This window comes from Duganella radicis (genome assembly GCF_009720825.1).
In the GTDB taxonomy this organism is placed as follows: domain Bacteria; phylum Pseudomonadota; class Gammaproteobacteria; order Burkholderiales; family Burkholderiaceae_D; genus Rugamonas; species Rugamonas radicis.
In genome coordinates, this window is sequence record NZ_WNKY01000004.1 from 192,935 (window position 1) to 217,298 (window position 24,364).

A 24,364-nucleotide genomic window follows, 5' to 3' on the forward strand; every position below is an offset into this window, starting at 1 on the left:
CTGCCTGCTAGTTATGCTTGGTGTCCGGTTTTTTCTTCACTAACGATTTTGGTTTCGCGCCTTCCGCAGGAATCTTCAAGCCCTGCGCGCTCAGCGCCAAACCGTTCTGGTACCGCATGTCTATCGTGTCTATATTCGGCAGGTGCTCCACCAGTTGCGGATAAATCCCCACCAGCCGGTCCACCCTCTCCTTCAACGTGGTGCTGGTCTGTTCCCGTCCCAGCGCCACGCTCATTCCATTATTCAGCTTCACCGTCCACGCATACCGGCTCGAAAGCGACAACGCTTGCGGCACCAGCTGGAGCGGCGCAAACCACTTGCGCAGCTCGTCGTAACGCGACAGCACTTCCTTCTCGCTGCCGTCCGGTCCTTCAAACTCCGGCAGCGCGTGATCCTCTTCCGCCTCGGCCAGGTTGGCGGTGAACACATCGCCCTTGGTCGACAACAGCCGGCCATCCTCGCCCCACGTCCCCAGCGCCTCATGCTCTTCCAGCGCCACGATCAACTGGTCCGGCCATTCGCGCCGCACGGTTGCGCGGCGTACCCAGGGCACCGACTCAAACGCCTGGCGCACCGCGTCCAGGTTGGTGGTGAAGAAGTTGCCCTTGATCCGGCCCAACGCGTTGTTACGCAGCGTCAGGTGATTCACATGCTTCAGTTCTTCGTCACTGCTAATCGTTTCAATACGTATCGTGCGCAGGTTGAACATCGGACGCTGCGACACCCACCACACGCCGGATGCTATGCATGTCAACACGGTCAGCGCGAACAAGCCGCTGGCGGTCGCATTCAAAGCCTTCACGTCATGCCACATCTACCGCTTATCCCTTCATCTTCAGACGCGCGCTGCGCAGAATCTCAACGCACAAGTCTTCATAGCTGATGCCTTCCGCGCGCGCCGCCATCGGCACCAGCGAGTGGCTGGTCATGCCGGGCGAAGTGTTCACCTCCAGCAGGAAAGGCTTCTGGTCGCGTTCGCGCAGCAGCACGTCGACGCGTCCCCAGCCCTCGCAACCGAGTGCGCGGTAAGCTTCCACGGCGATACGCCGCATCTCCGCCGCCAGCGCGTCTGGCAGCGCGGCCGGGCAGAAGTACTTGGTATCGTCCGTGAAGTATTTGTTCTGGTAGTCGTAATTGCCTTCCGGCGCCACGATCTCCACGACGGGCAAAGCGCGCGCAGCGGCGCCGCTGCCCAGAATGGCGACGGTGAATTCGCGGCCGGTGACAAATTCCTCGGCCAGCACCGAGTCGTCCAGCGCGGCGGCCTTGTCGTAGGCGGCCTGGAAGCCGGCGGCTTCGGTCACTTTGGTGATGCCGATGGTCGAACCTTCATGCGGCGGCTTGACGATCAGCGGCAGGCCCAGGTCGGCAGCGGCGGCGCCGAGGTCCGACTGCGCGTTCAACACCGCGTAGCGCGGCGTCGGCAGGCCATGGTGCAGCCATACGATCTTGGTGGTGATCTTGTCCATGCCCACCGAGCTGGCGGTAACGCCGCTGCCGGTGTAAGGAATGCCCAGCAGTTCCAGCGCGCCTTGCAGGCTGCCGTCTTCGCCGAAGCGGCCGTGCAGCGCGATGAACACGCGGTCGAATTTTTCCGCCGCCAGTTCGGCCAGCGAGCGTTGGCCCGGATCGAAGGCGTGGGCATCGACGCCCTTGCTTTGCAGCGCGGCCAGCACGCCGCTGCCGGACATGTTCGACACTTCGCGCTCGGCGGAACGGCCGCCAAACAGCACGCCGACCTTGCCGAATGCCGCTGCTTCTTTCGCGTCTTGTGGATTCAGGGTACTCACGATTCAGACCTTTGGATAATTAGTCAGTTTGGCTGGGACGCCGCTGATCGAGCCTGCGCCCATGGTCATCACGACATCGCCGTCGCGCACCACGCCCATGATGGTCTCCGGCATGTCGCCGATGGCCTCAACAAAAATTGGTTCGGTCTTGCCGCGTGCAAGCAGCGCATGCGCCAGCGCGCGGCCGTCGGCGGCGACAATCGGCGCTTCACCGGCGGCGTACACCTCGCCCAGCACCAGCACGTCCGGCGTGCCGAGGACTTTGACGAAATCTTCAAACAGGTCGCGCGTGCGGCTGAAGCGGTGCGGCTGGAACGCCAGCACCAGACGGCGGCCCGGATAGGCGGCGCGCGCGGCGGCCATGGTCACTTCCATTTCCAGCGGGTGGTGGCCGAAATCGTCCACCAGCGTGAACCTGCCACCGCCTGGAATCGCCACGTCGCCATACTTGGTGAAGCGGCGGCCCACGCCGGCGAAGCCTGCCAGGCCGGCTTGCGTGGCGTGGTCCGCAATGCCGATCTCGCGGGCGATGGCCACGGCGGAGCAGGCGTTCTGCACGTTGTGCAGGCCTGGCTGATTCAGCACCACATCCAGATCCGGATAGCCCTCCTGCTTGACAGTGAAGTGCATTTCCACGCCGACCGCGCGCGCGTTCACGGCGCGCACTTCGGCGTCTTCGGCAAAGCCGTAGGTGGTGACCGGCTTGGTCACGTGCGGCAGGATGGAACGCACATGCGGATCGTCGATGCACAGCATGGCGCGGCCGTAGAACGGCAGGCGGTGCGTGAAGTGGACGAAGGCCTGCTTGAGCTTTTCGAAATCGTGCTCGTAGGTTTCCATGTGGTCGGCGTCGATGTTCGTAATGACTTCGATCATCGGCGTCAGGTTCAGGAACGAAGCGTCCGACTCGTCGGCTTCGGCGACGAGGTATTCGCCGGTACCCAGCTTGGCGTTGGCGCCGGCGGCGGTCAGGCGGCCGCCGATGACGAAGGTCGGATCGAGCCCGCCCTGCGCCAGTACCGAAGCCACCAAGCTGGTGGTGGTGGTTTTGCCGTGCGTGCCGGCGATGGCGATGCCGCGCTTCAGGCGCATCAACTCGCCCAGCATCACCGCGCGCGGGACGATGGGAATTTTACGGCTGCGTGCCGCGACGACTTCAGGATTGTCCTGCTGTACAGCGGTCGAGGTCACGACGGCATCGGCCTTGCCGATGTTTTCTGCCGCGTGTCCCTGATACACAGTCGCGCCCATGTCGGCCAGGCGCTGGGTGACAGCGTTGCTGCCCAGGTCCGAGCCGGACACAGTGTAGCCCAGCGTGAGCAGCACCTCTGCAATGCCGCTCATGCCGCTGCCGCCGATACCGACGAAGTGTATGTTCTGTACTTTATGCTTCATGCCAACTGCTCCAATACTTGCGCGATGGCGTCATTCGCATCGCGTTTGCCGGCCTCGCGCGCCGCCGTGGCCATGGCCAGGCAGGATGCGCGGGTCAGCGTTTCCAACAGCGTCGCAACCGATTGCGCGCTCAACTCCGTTTGCGGCATATGAATTGCCGCCTTTTGTTTCGCCATCCACTGCGCGTTGTCGCGCTGGTGGCTGGTGGTCGATGCAACGAAAGGCACCAGCACGCTGGCCACGCCAGCCGCCGTCAGCTCGGACACGGTAATCGCGCCGGCACGGCAGATCACCAGATCCGCTGCGCTGTAGGCTGCCGCCATGTCGTCGATGAAGTCGACCACATTGGCCGTCACGCCGGACTGCTGATACGCCGCGCGCAGCGCATCGATATTCTTCTTGCCCGACTGGTGGGTCACCTGCGGACGCTGTGCTTCCGGGATCAGCGCCAGCGCCGCCGGCAGCGCATCGTTCAGCGCCTTGGCGCCAAGACTGCCGCCCACCACCAGAATGCGCAGCGGACCTTCGCGGCCGGCGAAACGCTGTGCCGGCGGCGACATGTCGAGGATCTCCTTGCGCACCGGATTACCCGTGACGACCGCCTTGCCAGCCGCGCTGCCGAAATTGGCCGGGAAGCCGAAGCACACGCGGCTCGCCGCAGGCACCAGCGTCTTATTCGACAGCAGCAGCGCCGCATCGGCGTTCACCAGCACCAGCGGCGCGCCGCGCAGACGGGCCATGAAGCCGCCCGGCACCGTCACATAGCCACCCATGCCCATTACCACGTCCGGCTTGCGGCGGCCGATGAAGCCGAAGCAGTCGGCAAACGCCTTCACCATTTTCAGGGCGCCGCTCACGGTATGCTTCAAACCTTTACCGCGCATGCCGGTGAAGTTGATGCTGTCCATGGCGATGCCGCTCTTCGGCACCAGATCCTGTTCCATGCCGGTGGACGTGCCCAGCCAGCTCACTTCCCAGCCGCGCGCGCGCATGGTTTGCGCGATCGCCAGGCCAGGGAAAATATGACCGCCCGTACCGGCCGCCATAATCATTAATCGTTTCATAGTCTGCCACCACGCATCAGGACCCGGTTCTCGTAGTCGATCCGGAGCAGGATCGCGAGTCCGATGCAGTTAATTACAACGCCCGTGCCGCCATAGCTCATCAGCGGCAGGGTCAAGCCCTTGGTTGGCAGTAAGCCCAGGTTCACACCCATGTTAATAAACGTCTGCACGCCGATCCAGATGCCGATGCCTTTGGCCGTCAGGCCGGCAAAGGTCTGATCGATGGCGATGGCCTGGCGGCCGATGTCGAAGGCGCGCTTGATGATCCAGTAGAACATCGCGATCACCACCAGCACACCGGCCAGGCCCAGTTCTTCGCCGATCACCGCCAGCAGGAAGTCGGTGTGCGCTTCCGGCAGGTAGTGCAGTTTTTCCACGCTGCCGCCCAGCCCAACGCCAAAAATCTCGCCGCGCCCGAAAGCGATCAGCGAGTGGGTCAGCTGGTATGCCTTGTTCAGCGCATTGTCTTCTTCCCACGGATTCAGATAAGCGAAGTAGCGCTCGCGCCGGAATTTGGACAGCGCGATGATGGAACCAAAGATCACCACCAGCACGGCGCCAATGCCGCCGAACCAGATGGCGTTGATCCCGCCCAGGAACAGGATCCCCATGGCGATGCAGACGATCACGCCGAAGGCGCCGAGGTCCGGCTCCAGCAGCAGCAGCAGGCCGACAAAGCCGACCGCCGCCGCCATCGGCATGAAGCCCTTGGTCAGCTTGTGCATGTATTCCTGCTTGCGCACGGTGTAGTCGGCGGCGTACAGCACGGCGACGACCTTCATCAGTTCCGAGGGCTGCACGTTGAATACCTTGAGCGACAGCCAGCGGCGGCCGCCGTTGACCACCACCCCCACGCCGGGAATCAGCACCAGCACCAGCAGCACCAGCGTGCCGATGAACAGATACGGCGCGGCCTTTTGCAGATCGGCCACGCGCACGCGGAACACGAACAGGCCGGCGATCAGCGAGACGGCGATGAACATGGCCTGGCGTTGCAGGAAGTAGGTGTTCTGCCAGCGCACGTAGTTGGCGAACTTCGGCGAGTCCGGCAGCGAAATCGAGGCCGAGTAGACCATCACCATCCCGAGCAGCATGAGCAACAGCGTGACCCAGACCAAGGGCTGATCGTACTCCATCATCTTCGACTGCCGCGCGCGGCTCTCCATCGGCGTTTCAGCCGACTTGGAGCCAAAGCGGAATGGCAGTTGGAGCGCCATGGTCAGATCTCCTGTCCCGCGTCGAGCGCGATATCGCGCACGGTGTCGATGAACACCTGGGCGCGATGCGCGTAGTTCTTGAACATATCCATGCTGGCGCACGCAGGCGACAACAGCACGGCGTCGCCGGCTTGCGCCAGTTCAGCGGCGCGCTTGACGGCGTGCGGCAGGTCGGTGCCGCAGTCTTCCAACTGATAGGCCAACCCGGTACCCTGTTCGCGCGCGGATTGCTCCAGCGTGGCGCGGATTTGCGGGGCGTCGCGGCCGATCAGCAGTGCCGCGCGGGCGTAGCGGGCCAGTGGTTCGGCCAGTGGCGCGAAGTCCTGGCCTTTGCCGTCGCCGCCGAGGATCACCAGCAGGCGCTGGTTTTCGCCGGTGAAGGCTTTGCCCAGGCCATTCAGTGCGGCCACGGTGGCGCCGACGTTGGTGCCTTTGCTGTCGTCGTAGTATTCAACGTCGTTGATGGCGCTGACCAGTTCCACGCGGTGCGGCTGGCCGCGGTATTCGCGCAGGCCGTGCAGCAGCGGCGCCAGTGGCAGGTCGATGGCGCGGCACAGGGCCAGCGCGGCCAGCGCGTTGGCGGCGTTGTGGATGCCGCGAATTTGCAGCGCGTCGGCCGGCATCAGATTCTTGACGATGCACTCCACGGGTGGTGGCGGTGGATCGTTCTTTTTGCGTTTCTTCGGCTCGCCCTCTTCTTCGGCCGGGACGGCGGTGGCCAGCCACAGCACGCCGCGCTCGTTGTTCAGGCCAAGGTCGTCCTGCAAGGTTGGCGCATCAGTGCCGAAGGTGACGTTATGGCCGGTGGCGCTGGCCATGCGCATGGTGGTGGCGTCGTCGCGGTTCAACACGCGCACGGTGTTGGCGGCAAAGATGCGGTGCTTGGCGGCGGCGTAGGATGGCATGTCGCCGTGCCAGTCCAGGTGGTCCTGCGTCACGTTCAACACGGTCGCCGCGTCGGTTTCCAGCGTGAACGTTGTCTGCAATTGGAAGGACGAGAGTTCGAGTACCCAGATGTCCGGCAGCGCGGACGGCGACGCGGCGGCTGGCGCGGCAGCATCGGCGTGCACGGCGTCGGGTACGTCCGCCGCGGGAGCGGCGTCAAGCACTTCGCGCAGCACGTCCAATGCGGCGGGGCTGATGTTGCCGGCCACGCGTACGGTCTTGCCGGCGCGCTCGCACAGTTGGCCGACCAGCGTGGTGACGGTGGTCTTGCCGTTGGTGCCGGTGATGGCGATGATTTTCGGTGCGTAGCCGCGCGACTCTTTCAGCCACTCCAGCGCCTGCGCGAACAGTTCGATCTCGCCCCATACCTCGATGCCTGCGGCAGCGGCGGCCGGCGCGATTTCTTTCAGCTCGCGGCCTGGCGCCAGGCCAGGGCTGACAGCGACGAAGTTCACACCTTCCAGCAGCGATGCACCGAATGGGCCGGCGACGAATTCAGCTTCCGGCACGGCGGCCCGCAGTGCAGGCAGACGATCCGGCACCTCGCGCGTATCGGCCACGCGCACGCGCGCGCCGCTGCGGGCCAGCCACAGCGCCATCGCCAGGCCGGATTCACCCAGCCCTAACACCAGTGCGTTTTTGCCTTCGTAAATCATCAGCGCAGTTTCAACGTCGAGAGTCCAACCAGTACCAGAATCATCGTGATAATCCAGAAGCGCACGACGACCTGGGTCTCTTTCCAGCCTTTTTGTTCAAAGTGGTGGTGCAGTGGCGCCATCAGGAACACGCGACGGCCGGTGCCATAGCGCTTCTTGGTGTACTTGAACCAGCTCACCTGAATCATCACCGACACCGTCTCCGCAACGAAGATGCCGCCCATGATGAACAACACAATCTCTTGACGCACAATCACCGCGATAGTTCCCAGGGCACCACCCAGCGCCAGCGCGCCGACATCGCCCATGAACACTTGCGCCGGATGCGTGTTAAACCACAGGAAGGCCAGGCCGGCGCCGGCCAGCGCGCCACAGAAGATGATCAACTCGCCCGCACCCGGAATGTGCGGAATGAACAGATACTTCGAATACGTGGCGCTACCGGTCAGGTAAGCGAACAGGCCCAGCGCCGAACCCACCATAATCGTCGGCATGATGGCCAGTCCATCCAGACCGTCGGTGAAGTTAACGGCGTTGGACGAGCCAACGATGACACAGTAGGTCAGCGCGATGAAGCCCCAGACGCCCAGCGGATAGCTGATGGTTTTAAAGAACGGCACAATCAAGTCGGCCTTCGGCGGCAGGTCCATCTCAAAGCCGGAACGCACCCAGGCAAAGAACAGCTCAAACACTTGCGCGGTGCTGGTGGCCGACACAGAGAAGCCCAGATACAGCGCGGCGGCGATACCGACCAGCGACTGCCAGAAATACTTCTCGCGCGAGCGCATGCCTTCCGGGTCCTGGTACACCACCTTGCGGTAGTCATCCACCCAGCCCACGGCGCCAAAGCCCAGCGTCACGATCAGCACTGGCCAGATCAGGCGGTTCGACAGATCGCACCACAGCAGCGTGGCGACCGCAATCGAAATCAGGATCAGCACACCACCCATGGTCGGCGTGCCGTGTTTTTTCAGGTGCGTCTGCGGACCATCGGTGCGCACTGCCTGGCCGTACTTCATGGCGGTCAGCTTGCGGATCACGAACGGGCCGGCGGCCAGGCCGATGAACAGCGCCGTCGCGGTGGCGAACACCGCGCGGAACGTGATGAAATTGAACACGCGGAGTAACCCGACGTCCTGCTGGAAAAATTGTGCTAGCCAGAGCAGCATGATTAGTGACCTTCCTTGTTAGCTTGTTGCGACCCAATCAAATGCTGCACGACCCGCTCCATCTTCATGAAGCGGGAGCCCTTGATTAATACAGTTGCATCAGGCGATGCCGCCGCGTCCACCGCAGACAACAAATCGCCAAAGTTTTCAAAATGACGAACCTTGGCACCTTGGATATGCGCGGCCAGTTCGCCTGTTACCAGCACCGTTTCGATGCCCTTGTCCTGCGCGTAAGCGCCGATCTCTTCGTGGAACTCGCGGCCCTGCGTGCCGACTTCGCCCATGTCGCCCAGCACCAGCACGCGTGGCGCAGCGGCTTTCGACAGCACGTCGATGGCGGCGCGCACCGAATCCGGATTGGCGTTGTAGGTATCGTCGATCACCACGGCGCCATTGACCGCCTGCTTCTTCTGCAAGCGGCCGCTGACCGGCGCGAAGGTATCGAGGCCCAGCTTGATCTTTTCCAGCGACACGCCGGCGGCGTAGGTGCATGCCACCGCCGCCAGCGCGTTGCGCACATTGTGTTCACCAGCCGCTTGCAGGCGCACGAAGAACTGCTGCGTGTCCGCCTCGCTCTCGCAGATGGTGATGAACATCTCGCTTTCGAAATCGCTGGCGCGGAAAGTGCAGCTCACTTCCGCCTCCTTGGTGAAGCCAAAACGCAGCAGACGGCGGCCGGCCGACAGCTCTTCCCAGATCTGGGTGAACTCGTCGCCATACGGGAACACGGCCACGCCGTCGGTTGGCAGCGCGGACAGCACCGAACCGTTCTCGCGCGCCACCGCTTCCACGGTGTGCATGAATTCCTGATGCTCGCGCTGGGCGTTGTTGACCATGGCGATGTTGGCGCCGGCGATGACGGCCAGGCGGCCGATTTCGCCCGGATGGTTCATGCCCATCTCGATCACTGCCGCCTGCTGTTGCGCGTCCATGCGGAACAGCGTGAGCGGCACGCCGATTTCGTTATTCAGGTTGCCGCGCGTGGCGAGACGGCCTTCTTCGCCATACGCTGCGGCGAGGATGGCGGAGATCATTTCCTTGACGGTGGTCTTGCCATTGCTGCCAGTGACGCCGATGACCGGCACGGCAAACTGCTTGCGCCACCAGTTGGCGATCTGACCAAGCGCCACCAAAGTATTCGGTACAACGATGGCCGGCAGGGTGAAGCCTTCCGGCACTTCCTCCACAACGACGGCGGCAACGCCCTTCTCCGCCACTTGCGGCAGGAAGTTGTGGGCGTCGAACACTTCGCCGCGCAGGGCAACGAACAACGCGCCTGCGGCTACGCTACGACTGTCGGTCGACACGCCGTTGAATACAACATCGCCGGCGTTCACTAAGCGTGCGCCGGTCAGAGAAGGCAGAATGTGTGCGACTGCTGCACGCATTAATTCGTCCTCATCATGGTTAAGCGGGCCGACAGCGCCAGTTGCGCGTGATCGGCGTCGGAGAAAGGCAGCTTCTTGCCTTTGATTTCCTGGTACGGCTCGTGACCTTTGCCTGCCAGCAGAATCACATCCGGCTTGCCGGCGTGCTTGATCGCCGACAGGATAGCGGCGGCGCGGTCGTCCAGCGCCTGCACCGTCGATGCCGGGTTGTTCTGGTCCATGCCGGCCAAAATCTGCTCGATGATCGAGTGCGGATCTTCGCTGCGCGGATTGTCGCTGGTGACCAGCACATGGTCCGCCGCCTGCGCGATCTTGCCCATCTGCGGACGCTTGCCCGGATCGCGGTCACCGCCGCAGCCGAACACACACCACAGCTGGCCGCCGCGGTCATTCGCCACCGGACGCAGCGCGGCCAGGGTTTTCTCCAGCGCGTCCGGCGTGTGCGCGTAGTCGATCACGATCAGCGGTGCATCGTGGCCGCCGACTTGCTGCATGCGGCCCGGCGCCGGCTCCAGTCCTTCCACGGCTTCAATCGCGGCGCGCAGACCCATGCCTTTGGCGATCACCGCGCCCATCACGCCCAGCACGTTGCTGATGTTGAAGGCGCCGACGAGATGCGTGCGCACTTGCGCCACGCCCAGCATGCAGTCCAGATGGAATTCAGTGCCGCCGCCGCGGCCCGCGCGCAGCTGGCTGGCACGCAGCATCAGAACGCCCTCGATGTCCGGCTGCGCGGCGGCGTCTTGCAGGGTGTAGCCGATCAGCGGGATATTGCCGCCCAGCGGAGCGCGCGATTTCAGATGCGCGATCAGGCGCAGGCCGGCCGGGTCGTCCAGATTGATGACCGCCGTTTTCAGGCCCGGCCACTCGAACAGCTTGACCTTGGCCGCCTCGTAGGCCTCCATGGTGCCGTGGTAATCCAGGTGATCGCGGGTCAGGTTGGTGAACAGCGCCACGTCGAAGTGCATGCCCGCTACGCGGCCCTGATCCAGGCCGATGGACGACACTTCAATCGCCAGCGAAGCCGCGCCCTGCTCGCGCAGGTCGGCCAGCGTACGCGCCAGCAGCACCGCGTCCGGCGTGGTGTAGCCGGTAACGTCGTATTCCACATCGCCGCGTGGACGGAACACGCCCACGCCCAGCGTGCCGACCACCGCCGCCGGTTCGCCGGCGCGCGACAGCGCATGGCCCAGCCACACGGCGCTGGAGGTCTTGCCGTTGGTGCCGGTGACACCGACGGTAAACATGGCGGCATCCGGTTGCTGGTAGAAGGCATGGGCGATCACGCCGGCATTGGCCTTCAGGCTATCCACCGTCAGATAAGGCACGGTCCACTTGTCGTTCCAGGTGAAGCCGGCCGGGTCGAGCACGATCAACGCCGCGCCCTGCTCGATGGCGCTTTCGATGAAGCTGCGCCCATCGCCGGCGTCGCCGGCGCTTGGTGCAAACGCAAAGAACACATCGCCCAGCTTGATGCGGCGCGAATCCGAAGCCAGCTGCGCGTTCGGCGCCAGCTTGCGGATCGCGGCCGCGGTAGCCAATGGGTCGAAAGTAGAAGTCGTCACATGTTCCCCTGTGCTGCTGATTCAGGAATGATGATATGGGTCAGGTCCGAGTCCGGCGCCACGTTCTTGGCGCGCAGTGCCTGCGCCGCCAGAGCCGAGAACACCGGGCCCGCCACGTCGCCGCCGACGTGCACCGGACCACCCGGTTCGTCGATCATGACGGCGATGATGAAACGTGGGTCCGACATCGGCGCCATGCCGACGAAGTTACCGATATATTTGGATTGCGAATAGCGGCCGTTGACCACCTTCTGCGCCGTACCGGTCTTGCCGCCGACGCGGTAGCCCGGCACCTGTGCTTTCACGGCGGAGCCGCCTGGCTGCGTCACCATCTCCAGCATCTCGCGCATTTCGGCGGCGGTCTTGGCGCTCACCACTTGCGTGCCGTGCGGCGCTTCATGCAGCTTCTGGAACGACAGCGGGATGATGTCGCCATTGCGGGCATAGATCATGTAGGCGCGCGCCAGCTGGATCAGCGATACCGAGATACCCTGGCCGAAGCTCATGTTGGCCTGCTCGATAGGACGCCAGGATTTATAAGGACGCACACGGCCGGCCACCGCGCCGGGGAAGCCCCACTTCGGCTGCTGGCCGAAGCCGACCTTGGTGAACATCTCCCACATATCCTCGGCCGGCATGCCCAGCGCGATCTTGGAGGTGCCGATGTTGGACGACTTCTGGATGATACCCTGCACGTCGATCATGTAATGCGGGTGGGTGTCGTGAATCACGCGGTCGGCGATCACCATGGCGCCGTTGCCGGTGTCGAACATGGTGTGCGGCTTGACGCGGCCCTCATCCAGCGCCAGGCCCACGGTGAACGGCTTGAGCGAGGAACCCGGCTCGAAGGTATCGGTCATCACGCGGTTGCGCAGCTGCTCGCCGGTCAGCTTGGAGCGGTCGTTCGGGTTGTAGGTCGGCCAGTTGGCCAGCGCCAGCACTTCGCCGCTGTGCACGTCCAGCACCACGGCGGCGCCGGCCTTGGCGTGGAATTTCTCCACCGCGTCCTTCACCTGCGTGAAGGCGATGTACTGGATCTTGCTGTCGATCGACAGGGTCAGGTCCTTGCCGTCGTGCGGCTCGCGCACCGACTCGATATCCTCGACGATGCGGCCCAGGCGGTCCTTGATCACGCGGCGGCTGCCGGTGACGCCTTGCAGCGTCTTCTGCTGCGCCAGCTCCATCGATTCCTGGCCCTGATCTTCCACGTTGGTGAAGCCCACCACGTGGGTAGTCACCTCGCCCTGCGGATAGAAGCGCTTGTATTCCTTGCGGGTCTGGATGCCTTCGATGCCCAGCTTGGTGATCTGGTCGGCCACATCCTGCTCCACCTGGCGTTTCAGGTAGACGAAGTTGCGGTCGGAGTCGAGCTTCTTTTGCAGCTCGGCGTCGCTCATCTCCAGCAGCCTGGCCAGCTGTTTCAGCTTGGCCGGCGGGGCTTCCTGCACATCGTCAGGGATCGCCCAGATGGCTTTCACCGGCACCGACGACGCCAGCACCTGGCCATCGCGGTCGGTGATCTTGCCGCGCGTGGCCGGCAGTTCCAGCGTGCGCGCATAACGGATCTCGCCCTGCTTTTGCAGGAACTGGGTCGACAGGCCTTGCAGCCACAGGGCACGGCCGGCCAATGCGGCAAAGGCGGCAAACAATACGAACAGCACAACGCGCGAACGCCAGGTTGGCAGACGCACTGCCAGCACTGGGCTCTTGGAGAAGGCCACGCCCTTGGAGGCGGCCACGCGCGAGGTGTTCATATTGCTGCCGCGGCTCATTTGGAGGCCTCCGGCGTCAGGTATTGCGTGCGCGCCGCGGTCAACGGCGTCATGTTCAGATCGCGGCGCGCGATTTCCTCGATGCGCGCGTGCTTGCCCAGCGTGGACTGATCCAGCTGGAGCTGCGCCCATTCGATATCCAGCTGGCGCGCCTGCGACTGCGTGCATTCCAGTTCGATGAACAAATGGCGCGCCTGGTATTGGGCGTTAACCAGCGACAGGCCGCAAGCGACCAGCAATATCGTCAACACCAGATTGATCTTGCCGCTCATGCGCCCTCCGGAATTGGAAGGCGGCGCGCGACACGCATCACCGCCGAACGGGCGCGCGGATTCTCGTCCACCTCCTGGTCGGATGGCTTCATCTTGGACAGCAGCTTGAGCTCCGGCTGCGGCAGGTCGACCGCGCGGATCGGCAGGCGGCGATCGGGCTGCTCGACGTTGGCCTTGGAGGCGAAGAAGCGCTTCACCATGCGGTCTTCCAGCGAGTGGAAGCTGATGATGGCAAGGATGCCGCCCGGCGCCAGGCTGTCGTAGGCGTGGTTCAAACCGACTTCAAGGTCTTCAAGCTCTTTATTGATGAAAATCCGGATAGCCTGAAATGTGCGGGTGGCCGGGTCCTTGCCCTTCTCCCGAGTCTTGACCGCGCCTGCCACGATGCCGGCAAGCTGTCGTGTGCTTGAAATTGGCTCGACTGCCCGGCGAGCAACAATCGCCTTTGCAATCTGAAAAGCAAACCGTTCTTCCCCATATTCTTTTATCACCTTTTCCAGTGTCTGTTCGGTTTCAGTGGCGAGCCACTGCGCCGCCGACATGCCGCGCGTGGTGTCCATGCGCATGTCGAGCGGGCCGTCGTTGCGGAAGCTGAAGCCGCGCGCGGCATCGTCCACCTGCGGCGAGGAGATGCCGAGGTCGAGCAGGATGCCGTCCACCTGTTTGAGGCCGCGCTCCGCCAGCGCTTCACGCATGGTGGCGAAGCTGTCGTGGACGATGGTGAAGCGTGGGTCCTTGATTTGTTCGGCGGTGGCGATGGCTTGCGGGTCCTTGTCGAACGCGATCAGGCGGGCATTGGCACCCAGCTTCGACAGGATCAGGCGCGAATGGCCGCCACGGCCGAAGGTGCCGTCGACGAACACGCCGTTGGCGCGCGCGCCATGCAGCGCCAGCGCATCAACCGCTTCGTCTAACAGCACCGTGCGATGCTGGAATTCAGGCACCGTTGTCGTGGTCATGATGGTGGGGCCTTAGAAGGAAAAATTGGCGAGTACATCGGGGGTGCCGGCTTCCATGGCCTGCTGCTCTTTTTCCGCCATCTTGGCGGCGTCCCAGATCTCGAAGTGCGAGCCCATGCCCATCATCATGACCTCTTTATCCAGGCCGACGGCGGCGCGGAGTTCGGGCGAGATGAGGATGCGGCCGGCGGTGTCCATTTCCACATCGGTGGCGTAACCGAGGAAAATGCGCTGCCAGGCGCGCGCTTGCATGGGCCATGCGGCGATCTGTTGACGATGTTGTTCCCACACAGGACGGGGGAACAGCATGACGCAGCCGTCGGGGTGGCGCGTCAGCGTGAGGCGGCCTTCGCACTGGATCGAGAGCGCGTCACGATGCTTGGCAGGGATGGACATCCTGCCTTTGGCATCGAGATTGATTGCGGACGCGCCTTGAAACACGTTAGGACCTTTTACCTCTGTATGGTTAGCGGAGCATAAAAAACTGGCTCGTTGTTTTCATCTTCCCTGTCCGCTAAGTCAGGCAAAATTTCCCACAAAAAGACACTTTTTCACACAGATGCCCACTTTAGAGGATGCAAGAATAGTGGTCAAGCGGTTTCAGCCAATCGAAACGGGGATTTTAGTAATGAAATTAAGGACTTAGCGCGATTCCTTGAAGCCAGCTAGAAATAAAATAACCCAATAAATTAAGCACTTATGAAAGGTTGTGAAGGTGTAACCTCAGTTGTACCCATGTGTTTGGCGCTGAAAAGGCCACGATAAAAAAATTGAATTAAAAGCATAAAGTTGCAAAGGACCAACATTGCAGTATTAAATCGACAACAGGGGATGGAAGGTGGAAAACGCGGGTAATCGAGAGGAGAAATGCCAGATGGCGCACCAGCAGCGCGCTCAAGAGGAATGAGGAACCTTCACAAAACAGCCACAACGAACTTCAATGTTTACTTCGGTACAACGCCAGCCGCACAAATTGTCTATACAAATTTTGCACTGCATCGCGGGCCTTCACACGGCATTATACGCGCTCCAAAACCCGAATTCAGGGTCAGCTCTGTCATTTGGACACAGGCTTACGTCCTTTGATCCAAATCAATACGCTAAAAGCCCTTAATTTGCGTATTGAGAAAGATCAAATAAATAGCGCGACTGTCCAAATGACAGAGCTGACCCTGAATTTAGATTTCCCAGGTTTTAGAACGCTCAACGGCGCGCGACCATTTGGCCAGGAGTTCGGCGCGGCGGTCGGCGGACATGGTGGGGTCGAAGCGGCGTTCGCAACTCCATTGGGCGGCGATTTCTTCCTGGCTGTCCCAGAAGCCGACCGCCAGCCCCGCCAGGTAGGCGGCGCCCAAGGCGGTGGTTTCGGTGACTTCCGGACGGACCACCGGCACGCCCAGCAGGTCGGCCTGGAATTGCATCAGCAGGTCGTTGCGGGCGGCGCCGCCATCGGCGCGCACCTCCACCAACGGCGTCGAGGCGTCTTTTTGCATCGCCGCCATCAGCTCGGCGCTCTGGTAGGCGATGGCTTCCAGCGCGGCGCGGGCGATGTGGGCGCGGGTGCTGCCGCGGCTTAATCCGAACAACGCGCCGCGCGCATACGCGTCCCAGTGCGGCGCCCCCAAGCCGACGAAGGCCGGCACCATGAACACGCCATCGCTGTCCGGCACGCTGGCCGCCAGCGCCTCCACCTCGGCCGAGGATTGGATGATGCCCAAGCCGTCGCGCAGCCACTGCACCGTGGCGCCGCCCATGAAGACGCTGCCTTCCAGCAGGTAGTCGGTCTCGCCGTCGACGCGCCAGCCCACCGTGGTCAGCAGGCGGTTGTGGGAGGCCACCGGATGGCGGCCGAGGTGCATCAGCATGAAGCAGCCGGTGCCGTAGGTATTTTTCACCATGCCCGGCTGGTGGCAGGCCTGGCCGAAGGTCGCGGCCTGCTGGTCGCCGGCGATGCCGGCCACCGGAATCGCCGCGCCGAACAGGCTGTGATGGGTATTGCCCACCTCTTCGCTCGACGAGACGATCTGCGGCAGCACCGCCTCCGGTATGCCGAACAGGTGCAGCAGGTCGTAGTCCCAGCGCATCAGGTGGATGTTGAACAGCATGGTGCGGGCGGCGTTGCTGACGTCGGTCACGTGCTTGCCGGTCAGTTTGTACACCAGCCAGCTGTCGACCGTGCCAAACGCCAGCCCGCCCTGCTCGGCCTTCGCGCGCGCGCCAGGCACGTTATCGAGCAGCCATTTCAGCTTGGTGGCGGAAAAATAGGCGTCCAGCTCCAGCCCGGAGCTGTCGCTGATCTTTTTGGCCTTGCCGTCGGCGCGCAGGGCGTCGCACAACTCGGCCGTGCGGCGGTCCTGCCAGACGATGGCCGGGGCGATCGGCTCGCCGGTCTTGCGGTCCCACACCACGGTGGTTTCACGCTGGTTGGTGACGCCGATCGCCAGCACATGGTGCGGATCGATCTGGTTGTCGTGCAAGACCTTGCGGGCGACGTTGAGCTGGCTGTGCCAGATATCCATCGGGTCGTGCTCGACCCAGCCGGGATGGGGGAAATGCTGGGGAAATTCCTGCGCCGCGCTGCCGCAGATCTGCCCCCGATGGTCAAACAGGATGGCGCGGGAACTGGTCGTACCCTGATCGAGGGCGAGTATGAATTTTTTCATCTCGTGTAATTAGTTGAAGCAAGCCGATAGGCCGGATTTTGTTACGGCGCAGGCGAACCTGCGCTATGACAGCCATTCCTCTAGGCGCTGGATTGCTCCAGCGCTCAAGCTTCCTACCCGCACGCTCCGCGAGCAACATCATCGCGTGCCTATTTGGAATTGCACCAGGTGGAGGTTACCGCGTTTCACCGTAACTTAATACGCTCGTCTCTGTGGCCCTATTCCTCGCCTTATAGCCCGAAGGCCTTTCGACGGACGGCCGTTAACCGTCACCCCGCTCTATGGAGTCCGGACCTTCCTCCCGCCAGGCATTACGCGCTGGCCAGCGGCTGTCTGGCTTGCATCGGCCGCTATTGTACCAGCCCGCGCCTCCAAATCTGAAATTTGGTGTCGCCATTCCAAAAGCCGCCCCCCGCGCACCGCCGTAGAATGCTCGGATAATTCACCCACGAGGCCCACAATAATGACGCAACCATCCCGCACCGGCGGCCAGATCCTGGTCGACGCCCTGAAGATCCACGGCGTGGACACCGCTTTCGGCGTACCCGGCGAAAGCTATCTGGACGTGCTCGACGCCTTGCACGATTCCGCTATCCGCTTCATCATCAACCGCCAGGAAGGCGGCGCCGCGTTCATGGCCGACGCCTACGGCAAAATGACCGGCAAGCCGGGCATCTGCTTCGTCACCCGCGGCCCCGGCGCCACCAATGCCTCGATCGGCGTGCACACGGCTTTCCAGGACTCGACTCCGATGATTCTGTTTATCGGCCAGGTCGGCGGCGACTTTATCGACCGCGAAGCCTTCCAGGAAATCGACTACCGCCGCATGTATGGCCAGATGGCCAAGTGGGTGACCCAGATCGACCGCGCCGACCGCATCCCGGAATACATCGCGCGCGCCTTCCAGATCGCCACCAGCGGCCGCCCCGGCCCGGTGGTGCTGGCCCTGCCGGAGGACATGCTGGTCACCAAAGCCAGCGTGGCCGACACCCGCCGCTACCAGCCGGTGCAAGCCTCGCCATCGGCCGCGCAGATCGACACCGTGCGCAGCATGCTGGCCGGCGCCAAAAAGCCGCTGGTCCTGCTGGGCGGCGGCGGCTGGAACGAGCAGGCCTGCGCCGACATGCAGCGCTTCGCCGAAGCCAATCATCTGCCGGTGTCGTGCGCTTTCCGCTTCCAGGATCTGCTGGACAATGCGCATCCTCATTATGTGGGCGACGTCGGCATCGGCATCAACCCGAAACTGGCGGCACGCGTGCGCGAGGCAGACGTCATCCTCGCCATCGGCCCGCGCCTCGGCGAGATGACCACCAGCGGCTACGCCCTGCTGCAAGCGCCGGTGCCGGCACAGCGCCTGATCCACGTGCACGCCGATGCGGAGGAACTGGGCAGCGTCTATCAGGCGGAATTGATGATCAACAGCGGCATGCCGCAAGTGGCGTCCATGCTGGCGGCCATGGCGCCGGTGGATGCCAGCGCCTGGCAAGGCAGCGTGGCGGAAGCGCGCGCCGACTACGCCGCATGGCAGCAACAGCCGGCCATTTTCAAGGACGGCAAGGCGCCGCTCGACTTGTGGCAAGTGGTGCGGCAGATCGACAAGCTGGCGCCGCACGATGTCATCATCACCAACGGCGCCGGCAATTACGCCACCTGGGCGCACCGCTTCCACAGCTATGGCGGCATGCGCACCCAGCTGGCGCCGACCAGTGGCGCCATGGGCTACAGCGTGCCGGCCGGCGTGGCCGCCAAGATCATCGATCCGGCCCGCACCGTGATCACCTTTGCCGGCGACGGCGAGTACATGATGAACGGCCAGGAACTCGCCACCGCCGTGCAGTACCAGGCGGGCGTGATCATCATCGTGTTCAACAACGCCATGTTCGGCACCATCCGCATGCACCAGGAGCGCGCGTATCCAGGCCGGGTGTCCGGCACCACGCTGCACAATCCGGACTTCGCCGCGCTGGCCGTGGCGTACGGCGGCGCCGGCGAGGTGGTCGACAACACCGAGGCGTTCGCGCCGGCGCTGGAGCGCGCCCTCGCCTTCACGCGCGACAAGCAGCTGCCGGCCGTGATCGAGCTGCGCTACGACGGCAACCTGATCACGCCGGGCGCGACGCTGGAGACCATCCGCAAGACGGCCGAGGCGGCCAAGGCCGCCGGCTAATCACCGGCTGGCGGTGACCGTGGAGCCGGTGTCGATCACCGGCTTTTCTTCTTCAGGCGGCTGCTTCACTTTCGGCGCGGGGCAGGCGCGGCAGGTGCCGGCCTTGCGGCTGAAATCTGTCACCAGCGGCAGGCGCATCGGCACCGACTGGTCTTCGCAATAGCCGCCGTCCAGTACCAGCGTCTTGCCGTTGTCGGCCAAATGGCCGCTGATGGTGCGCTCATCCTCGTCCGGTGGCTGCACCGTGAAATAAAACTGCTGGCCGCGCGGATCGATGGTCACGTCGCTGGCCACCACCGGCCAGCTCAGGCCGCCGGCGGTAAATTCGTACAGCACGGTATCGACTTCGGCAAAGCGCTGCAAGGTGATGCGCTGGCCGCCGAACTCGCCGCTGTCGGGGTGCATGCATAAATCTGAAAACACCAGCATGCCGTAGCGTGGCAGCGCGCCCGGTTTGGCCGGCTTTTTCGGGGCCGCCAGCACCGCGCACGACACCAGCAGGATGACGCCGGCAAATATGGCTCGTCGAGTCATGATCGCTTTCAGAAAAGAACAACGGCTGCACCAGGCAGCCGTTGTGGATTCAAACCTGATTAAAAATCAGATTAGAACGAGTGACGCAGGCCCAGGTTGAAGGCTTTGTCGCCCGAACCGGCTTCGCTGTTGTTACCAACGGTGTAGCCAGCGCCGTTCTTGTTCTTGATCTTGGCGTACGCAACGTAGGTGCTGGTGCGCTTCGACAGAGCGTAGTTGTAGCCGATTGCCCACTGGTCGGCGTCACGGTTAGCCACTTCCTTGTCGTTCTTGCGGATGTACGAAGCCATCACGGTGCCGGCGGCCGACACTGGCGCGCTCAGACCGATCAGGGCGTCGCTGCTGTCTTGCGAAGCGGTGAAGGTGTAGCCGTAGGCGGTAGCCGGGCCGTTCAGAGGAGCGCTGTTCAGGCCTTTGTCTTTCGAGAAGGCGCCGAAGACTTTCACGACTTTGAAGTCGTAGTTGGCAGCGATCAGGGCGTTGTGGCCCACGCCGGCGGTTTTCACGGTGGCGGTGTCGTTGTTTTTGCTGTTGTAAGCAACGGCAACGTTCAGAGGACCGTTGTTGTAGCCCAGCGAGCCGCCAACTTGACGGGTAGCCGATGCGTCGCCAGCAACTTCGCCCAGGCTGTACGAAACAGCGGCGGTGAAGCCTTCCAGGTTAGGCGATTTGTACACCACGGCGTTCGAGTTGCGGGTCATGAAGCTGGCAACTGGGAACAGGTTTTTAGCGGTGCCAGCGTAGCCCATGGCGAATGGATCGCCAACGTCGCGCAGGGTTTCGTAGTACGGGGTGTACTGACGGCCCAGGGTCAGGCTGCCGGCGGTTTTCGACGACAGGCCAACGTAGGCTTCACGGTTGAACAGGGTGCTGGTGGTGTTGTCCAGGGTGCCGTCGTCGATACGCGCGCCGGTTTCCAGTTTGAAGATCGCGCTCAGACCGCCACCCAGATCTTCGGTGCCTTTGAAGCCAATACGCGAGGCCGAAGCGGCGCCGCTGGTGACTTTGCTGACGCTGCCAGCTGCGCCGCCGCGTTCCGCGGTGATGCCTGCATCCAGGATACCGTAGATGGTGACGTTCGATTGAGCAAATGCTGCGGAGCTGGTAGCTGCCAGTACGGCGATAGCGATAAGGGATTTTTTCATTACGTGTTTCCTTCAGTTGTGTTGCTGTAAAAATAAGCCAGTAGTACGGCGTGTTCGGTGCTTCTCGGCTTGAGCCGTTTGTGCGTGAGGGCAAACTCCCCAGCTGCCACTGTGCACCCGGTCTAGGGGTGCGTTCACTGTGTTGCGGCCGATAAAATCTACGCCGGCTTTGTCGCGGCGCTCTCGTGGAGCGCCGGAGGCGGCACTATACTGATGCTTAGAAACTTCAACAAGTGTAAAACCATTCATACTGAATCGTAGTACAGCTTGTCATTTTTCAAAGCAGCGGTATTTTACCGCATCGCAATATTTCCTGCCGATCAAGCGAAACAGGCTGGGTTTGCGCACGATGAACACGGTGGGGTTACCACTGCTCGTCGGACCAAGTAAAAATAGCCACATTGCTATTTCTGACGCTATTTTATACTGAACGCCCCCCACGCTCGCCTCTACCCAATGGTAATAAGCTAACAACTCCGGCGTTTGTTCGGCAGTTTTATCCACCGAAATAGCCTCAAAACCAACTTTGCTCCTAGTATTACAGCTTTAGTTGTGTAGTAAATTCTGTCAAAAGCGGCGTAAGTTGCATGTGGGTACCGATTTGTAAGAAATTGCTACCTGTTGCGGATTAGAGACATTTTGGTGCACTGCGGCCATGAATCCGATTCAATCATGCACGCCGGCGCGGCGCTGACAGCGCCAGTTGCGTGCCGTGGTGGCCGCCTTCCAGGCGGAACACCGCCACCAGTTGTGCCAGCGACGAGGTCTGTTCCCGCATGCTGTGCGACGCGGCGGCGGCCTCCTCCACCAGCGCCGCGTTCTGCTGGGTAACGGCGTCCATGCCGGCGATCGCGGCGTGGACCTGCTCGATCCCGGCACGCTGCTGGTCGCCGGCGCGGGTAATCTCGGTCATGATCTCGGTCACGCGGCGCACGCTGACCACCACTTCCTCCATGGTGGCGCCGGCCTGCTCGACCAGCTTGCTGCCGGCCTCGACCTGCTCCACCGAATCGCCGATCAATTCCTTGATTTCCTTGGCGGCGGCGGCCGAACGCTGGGCCAGGTTGCGCACCTCGGTGGCCACCACCGCGAAGCCGCGGCCCTGCTCGCCCGCCCGCGCCGCCTCGACCGCCGCGTTCAGCGCCAGGATATTGGTCTGGAAGGCGATGCCGTCGATCACGCCGATGATGTCGACGATCTTGCGCGACGAATCATTGATCGAGCCCATGGTCTGCACCACTTTCGACACCACGGCGCCGCCCTGCTGCGCCACGGCGGACGCGCTCAGCGCCAGCCGGTTGGCCTCGGCGGCGCTGCCGGCGTTCTGGTGCACCGCGTTGTTGAGCTCATCCATGGAGGCGGAGGTCTCCTCCAGCGTGGCCGCCTGCTGCTCGGTACGCGCCGACAGGTCGCTGTTGCCCGCCGCGATCTGGGCCGAGGCGGTGGCGATGGTGTCGGCGCCGCTGCGCACCTGGCCGACCAGGTCGGCCAGACTGTCACGCATCGATTTCATAGCAAACAACAGGCTGCGGTCGTCGCCCGGGCGGGTGTCGACCTCCACCGCCAGGTGGCCGGCGGCGATTTGCCCGGCGATGGCGACCGCGTAATCCGGCTCGCCGCCCAGGCGCCGCACCAGCCAGCGGGTGATCAGCGCCGCGCCCAGCGCGCCCAGCAGCACGCTGCCGATCAGCAAGGTGATGATCCAGAAGCGCGCCGACGCGTACAGCGCGTCGCCGTGCTGCGAGGCGGCGGCGGCGCCTTCGCCGTACAGCTTGACCAGTTTGTCGACCTGTCCGCGCAGCGCGACGATCAGCTTGTTCGATTCGCCGCGGATCAGCAGGATGGCCTGGGCGTCGTCATTGACGCGGGCGGCGGCGCGGATCTTGAGGTCCTCCGCCATGTAGCGATCCCACATCGACAGGAACTCGCCGTACAGCGCGGTTTCCTCCGGCGTGGAGATCAGCCCGGCGTATTCTTTTTGCATCCCGGCCAGGTCTTCCAGATCCTTGGCGATGACCTTGTCGTACTTGTCCATTTCGGTCTGCTCGGTGGAAATGATGTACTGGAATTCACGGGTGCGGATGCGGGCGATCTGCGCCTTCAGGTCCTGCACCACGCGCATCGCCGGCATCCAGCGCGCCGACAGCTCGGTCGAGGTGTTGTTCACCTGCGCCAGCTTGACGATCGCAAACACATCCACCGCGGCCGTCAGCAGCAGCACCGCCGCAAACGCCACCCCCAGCTTTGTGGCCAGCTTCAGGTCATGTAGCCATTTCATTATCTTGGTCCTTAAATTCTTCTGCGTTAAGTAAAGTTAAGCTAGGCGAATAATATTGCACCGCAATGGTGCAAGCCCGCCTTGATGTCGGCACGTCGGCCGGCAAACGCCAAACCAGCATTCTCCTAGAAAATTCACAAAAAATCACCAACATTTCTCAATGGCAAATTAACCGTATATTGACCGGCGTCTACGTAGTTTCCACATATATTTGTTTGGAATATCAAAATAACCACGGTGGAATATACGAGACATAGTTTCCCAAGAGAACCATCGGGGCCGCGTCAGCCCCCCCGGCACGGCAGACATTCGCGGCTGTTGCGCAGCAGCATTTTCCATCGTACTATGCGTCAATATGTTTCCGTGTGGAATTTTTTCTTTGCATAGGAGGTTCACGATGGGCGCAGCATTCCAGCAACCGCAACGCTTCCTGATCGCCGCGCACGAGGGCGATTGGGGCGACGATCAGGCCACCATTCTGGCCATCGTCCGCCGCTATTTCAGCGACTTCAACGACAACGGCTTTTACCCGCACCCCGACGAGACGGCGCTCCAGCGCGAGCTGCGCGCCGTGCCCACGCTACAGCGCCTGAGCCAGTTGATCGGCCACGCCGAGGCGCGCGGCCTGGCCATCACCGGCCTCGGCCTGACCGGCCTCGGCGAGGCGCAACGCAACGCCATCCTGTACGCCATCGCGCTGTGCCAGGGCTTCCCCACCTCCACCGACCAGCGCACCCACCGCGTGGCATGGGACATCCGCGCCCGCCCGGAAAGCGGCCAGAACAGCCGCTACGTCACCTTCTCCGAGCGCGTCGGCAACGCCGACATGCATACCGACTCTTCGTTTTATCCGATGCCTGAGGAGCAGTTCATGCTGTACGTGGTGAGCGCGGCCGGCTGCAATGGCGGCGAGACGCTGCTGGTCGACGTCGACGATATCCACGCCGAGCTGCAACGCAGCGAAGCCGGCCGCGCCGCCTTCGCGCTGCTGTGCGCGACGCCGCTGCCGTTCCGCGTGCCCTCGGTGTACGCCGCCAGCGACGACGGCGTCGAAGTCCATCTGGCGCCGGTGTTCCAGCGCCACGATGGCATGCTGGCCATGCGCTGGCGCCACGACTCCATCGTCAAGGGCCTGGCGGCGCGGCCGCAGCACGACACGCCGGCCGTGCGCGCGGCGCTGGAACTGCTGAACGAGGTGATCGAGTTCCGCGCGCCGCGCTTTTGCCAGCAATTGCCGGACGACACGCTGCTGTGGGCCGACAACCGCCACGCGCTGCACGGCCGCGGCGTCTACACCGACCCGGCGCGCCACCTGATCCGCATCCGCATCTCCGACCTCGCCAACGCCGAACGCGTCGGCCCGTCGGGCATTTCGGCGGATTGAG

General features: G+C 63.0%; 20 protein-coding genes and 1 other RNA gene. 2 read left to right on the top strand and 19 right to left on the bottom strand.

Annotated features, from left to right (window positions below):
• Positions 1–7 precede the first annotated feature (7 nt).
• The 15 genes from GM676_RS06950 to rnpB all read right to left on the bottom strand — a co-directional run bounded on the left by GM676_RS06950 (position 8) and on the right by rnpB (position 17,200).
• Positions 8–814 carry a cell division protein FtsQ/DivIB gene (locus GM676_RS06950; RefSeq protein WP_155462701.1) on the bottom strand — a complete coding sequence of 269 codons (807 nt, stop codon included), beginning with the start codon at positions 812–814 and terminating at the stop codon, positions 8–10.
• Positions 815–821: 7 nt separating this feature from the next.
• A complete protein-coding gene (locus GM676_RS06955; protein ID WP_371866136.1) occupies positions 822–1,790 on the bottom strand; it encodes a D-alanine--D-alanine ligase in 969 nt (322 codons plus the stop codon).
• Positions 1,791–1,793: 3 nt separating this feature from the next.
• The gene (murC, locus tag GM676_RS06960) at positions 1,794–3,185 is read right to left on the bottom strand and encodes a UDP-N-acetylmuramate--L-alanine ligase (protein ID WP_155462702.1); all 1,392 of its coding nucleotides are present in this window, start codon (positions 3,183–3,185) and stop codon (positions 1,794–1,796) included.
• Positions 3,182–4,249, bottom strand: coding sequence for an undecaprenyldiphospho-muramoylpentapeptide beta-N-acetylglucosaminyltransferase (gene murG / locus GM676_RS06965; RefSeq protein ID WP_155462703.1), 1,068 nt, complete (start codon positions 4,247–4,249; stop codon positions 3,182–3,184). Before murG ends, murC begins: the two co-directional genes overlap by 4 nt.
• Positions 4,246–5,466 carry a putative lipid II flippase FtsW gene (ftsW, locus tag GM676_RS06970; protein WP_155462704.1) on the bottom strand — a complete coding sequence of 407 codons (1,221 nt, stop codon included), beginning with the start codon at positions 5,464–5,466 and terminating at the stop codon, positions 4,246–4,248. Before ftsW ends, murG begins: the two co-directional genes overlap by 4 nt.
• Positions 5,467–5,468: 2 nt before the next feature.
• Positions 5,469–7,067: a UDP-N-acetylmuramoyl-L-alanine--D-glutamate ligase gene (gene murD, locus GM676_RS06975; protein WP_155462705.1), complete on the bottom strand. Its 1,599-nt coding sequence runs from the start codon at positions 7,065–7,067 to the stop codon at positions 5,469–5,471.
• The gene (gene mraY / locus GM676_RS06980; protein WP_155462706.1) at positions 7,067–8,236 is read right to left on the bottom strand and encodes a phospho-N-acetylmuramoyl-pentapeptide-transferase; all 1,170 of its coding nucleotides are present in this window, start codon (positions 8,234–8,236) and stop codon (positions 7,067–7,069) included. Before mraY ends, murD begins: the two co-directional genes overlap by 1 nt.
• 2 nt (positions 8,237–8,238) lie before the next feature.
• A complete protein-coding gene (locus GM676_RS06985) occupies positions 8,239–9,624 on the bottom strand; it encodes a UDP-N-acetylmuramoyl-tripeptide--D-alanyl-D-alanine ligase (RefSeq protein ID WP_155462707.1) in 1,386 nt (461 codons plus the stop codon).
• The gene (locus GM676_RS06990; protein WP_371866137.1) at positions 9,624–11,189 is read right to left on the bottom strand and encodes a UDP-N-acetylmuramoyl-L-alanyl-D-glutamate--2,6-diaminopimelate ligase; all 1,566 of its coding nucleotides are present in this window, start codon (positions 11,187–11,189) and stop codon (positions 9,624–9,626) included. The genes GM676_RS06985 and GM676_RS06990 overlap by 1 nt, the downstream gene beginning before the upstream one ends.
• Positions 11,186–12,961, bottom strand: coding sequence for a peptidoglycan D,D-transpeptidase FtsI family protein (locus tag GM676_RS06995; protein ID WP_155462708.1), 1,776 nt, complete (start codon positions 12,959–12,961; stop codon positions 11,186–11,188). Before GM676_RS06995 ends, GM676_RS06990 begins: the two co-directional genes overlap by 4 nt.
• Complete coding sequence (gene ftsL, locus GM676_RS07000) at positions 12,958–13,233, bottom strand: cell division protein FtsL (protein ID WP_155462709.1); 276 nt, start codon at positions 13,231–13,233, stop codon at positions 12,958–12,960. Before ftsL ends, GM676_RS06995 begins: the two co-directional genes overlap by 4 nt.
• Entirely contained in the window at positions 13,230–14,192 is a 963-nt protein-coding gene (gene rsmH / locus GM676_RS07005) for a 16S rRNA (cytosine(1402)-N(4))-methyltransferase RsmH (RefSeq protein ID WP_155462710.1), read from the bottom strand. Before rsmH ends, ftsL begins: the two co-directional genes overlap by 4 nt.
• A 12-nt stretch (positions 14,193–14,204) precedes the next feature.
• Complete coding sequence (mraZ, locus tag GM676_RS07010; RefSeq protein WP_371866138.1) at positions 14,205–14,633, bottom strand: division/cell wall cluster transcriptional repressor MraZ; 429 nt, start codon at positions 14,631–14,633, stop codon at positions 14,205–14,207.
• Between the two features lie 737 nt (positions 14,634–15,370).
• Positions 15,371–16,855, bottom strand: coding sequence for a glycerol kinase GlpK (glpK, locus tag GM676_RS07015; protein ID WP_155462712.1), 1,485 nt, complete (start codon positions 16,853–16,855; stop codon positions 15,371–15,373).
• An 11-nt stretch (positions 16,856–16,866) separates the two neighbouring features.
• Positions 16,867–17,200: RNase P RNA component class A (gene rnpB, locus GM676_RS07020), an RNA gene on the bottom strand.
• 118 nt (positions 17,201–17,318) lie between these two features.
• Here rnpB and GM676_RS07025 point away from each other — a divergent pair.
• Positions 17,319–19,022 carry a thiamine pyrophosphate-binding protein gene (locus GM676_RS07025; RefSeq protein ID WP_155462713.1) on the top strand — a complete coding sequence of 568 codons (1,704 nt, stop codon included), beginning with the start codon at positions 17,319–17,321 and terminating at the stop codon, positions 19,020–19,022.
• Here the strand turns inward: GM676_RS07025 and GM676_RS07030 are convergent, their stop codons facing one another.
• The 4 genes from GM676_RS07030 to GM676_RS32755 all read right to left on the bottom strand — a co-directional run bounded on the left by GM676_RS07030 (position 19,023) and on the right by GM676_RS32755 (position 22,979).
• Positions 19,023–19,556 (bottom strand): hypothetical protein, encoded by a 534-nt coding sequence (locus GM676_RS07030; protein ID WP_155462714.1) that lies wholly within the window; start codon positions 19,554–19,556, stop codon positions 19,023–19,025. It lies immediately after the preceding gene.
• Between the two features lie 71 nt (positions 19,557–19,627).
• Positions 19,628–20,701 (bottom strand): porin, encoded by a 1,074-nt coding sequence (locus GM676_RS07035; RefSeq protein WP_155462715.1) that lies wholly within the window; start codon positions 20,699–20,701, stop codon positions 19,628–19,630.
• A 270-nt stretch (positions 20,702–20,971) separates the two neighbouring features.
• A complete protein-coding gene (locus GM676_RS07040; RefSeq protein ID WP_155462716.1) occupies positions 20,972–21,205 on the bottom strand; it encodes a hypothetical protein in 234 nt (77 codons plus the stop codon).
• Positions 21,206–21,371: 166 nt separating this feature from the next.
• On the bottom strand, positions 21,372–22,979 hold the full coding sequence (locus GM676_RS32755; protein ID WP_155462717.1) for a methyl-accepting chemotaxis protein: 1,608 nt from the start codon (positions 22,977–22,979) through the stop codon (positions 21,372–21,374).
• 397 nt (positions 22,980–23,376) lie between these two features.
• On the opposite strand from GM676_RS32755, the gene GM676_RS07050 reads away from it, so the two are divergent.
• Complete coding sequence (locus GM676_RS07050) at positions 23,377–24,363, top strand: TauD/TfdA family dioxygenase (protein WP_170304240.1); 987 nt, start codon at positions 23,377–23,379, stop codon at positions 24,361–24,363.
• Position 24,364: the final 1 nt, after the last annotated feature.

Coding starts and splice junctions, on each gene's coding strand:
- murD (WP_155462705.1), bottom strand. CDS start 7,067: ATGATTTACGAAGGCAAAAACGCACTGGTGTTAGGGCTGGGTGAATCC.
- GM676_RS06985 (WP_155462707.1), bottom strand. CDS start 9,624: ATGCGTGCAGCAGTCGCACACATTCTGCCTTCTCTGACCGGCGCACGC.
- GM676_RS32755 (WP_155462717.1), bottom strand. CDS start 22,979: ATGAAATGGCTACATGACCTGAAGCTGGCCACAAAGCTGGGGGTGGCG.
- murG (WP_155462703.1), bottom strand. CDS start 4,249: ATGAAACGATTAATGATTATGGCGGCCGGTACGGGCGGTCATATTTTC.
- glpK (WP_155462712.1), bottom strand. CDS start 16,855: ATGAAAAAATTCATACTCGCCCTCGATCAGGGTACGACCAGTTCCCGC.
- rsmH (WP_155462710.1), bottom strand. CDS start 14,192: ATGACCACGACAACGGTGCCTGAATTCCAGCATCGCACGGTGCTGTTA.
- mraY (WP_155462706.1), bottom strand. CDS start 8,236: ATGCTGCTCTGGCTAGCACAATTTTTCCAGCAGGACGTCGGGTTACTC.
- murC (WP_155462702.1), bottom strand. CDS start 3,185: ATGAAGCATAAAGTACAGAACATACACTTCGTCGGTATCGGCGGCAGC.
- GM676_RS07035 (WP_155462715.1), bottom strand. CDS start 20,701: ATGAAAAAATCCCTTATCGCTATCGCCGTACTGGCAGCTACCAGCTCC.
- GM676_RS07050 (WP_170304240.1), top strand. CDS start 23,377: ATGGGCGCAGCATTCCAGCAACCGCAACGCTTCCTGATCGCCGCGCAC.
- GM676_RS07030 (WP_155462714.1), bottom strand. CDS start 19,556: ATGACTCGACGAGCCATATTTGCCGGCGTCATCCTGCTGGTGTCGTGC.
- GM676_RS07025 (WP_155462713.1), top strand. CDS start 17,319: ATGACGCAACCATCCCGCACCGGCGGCCAGATCCTGGTCGACGCCCTG.
- ftsL (WP_155462709.1), bottom strand. CDS start 13,233: ATGAGCGGCAAGATCAATCTGGTGTTGACGATATTGCTGGTCGCTTGC.
- ftsW (WP_155462704.1), bottom strand. CDS start 5,466: ATGGCGCTCCAACTGCCATTCCGCTTTGGCTCCAAGTCGGCTGAAACG.
- GM676_RS06995 (WP_155462708.1), bottom strand. CDS start 12,961: ATGAGCCGCGGCAGCAATATGAACACCTCGCGCGTGGCCGCCTCCAAG.
- GM676_RS06950 (WP_155462701.1), bottom strand. CDS start 814: ATGTGGCATGACGTGAAGGCTTTGAATGCGACCGCCAGCGGCTTGTTC.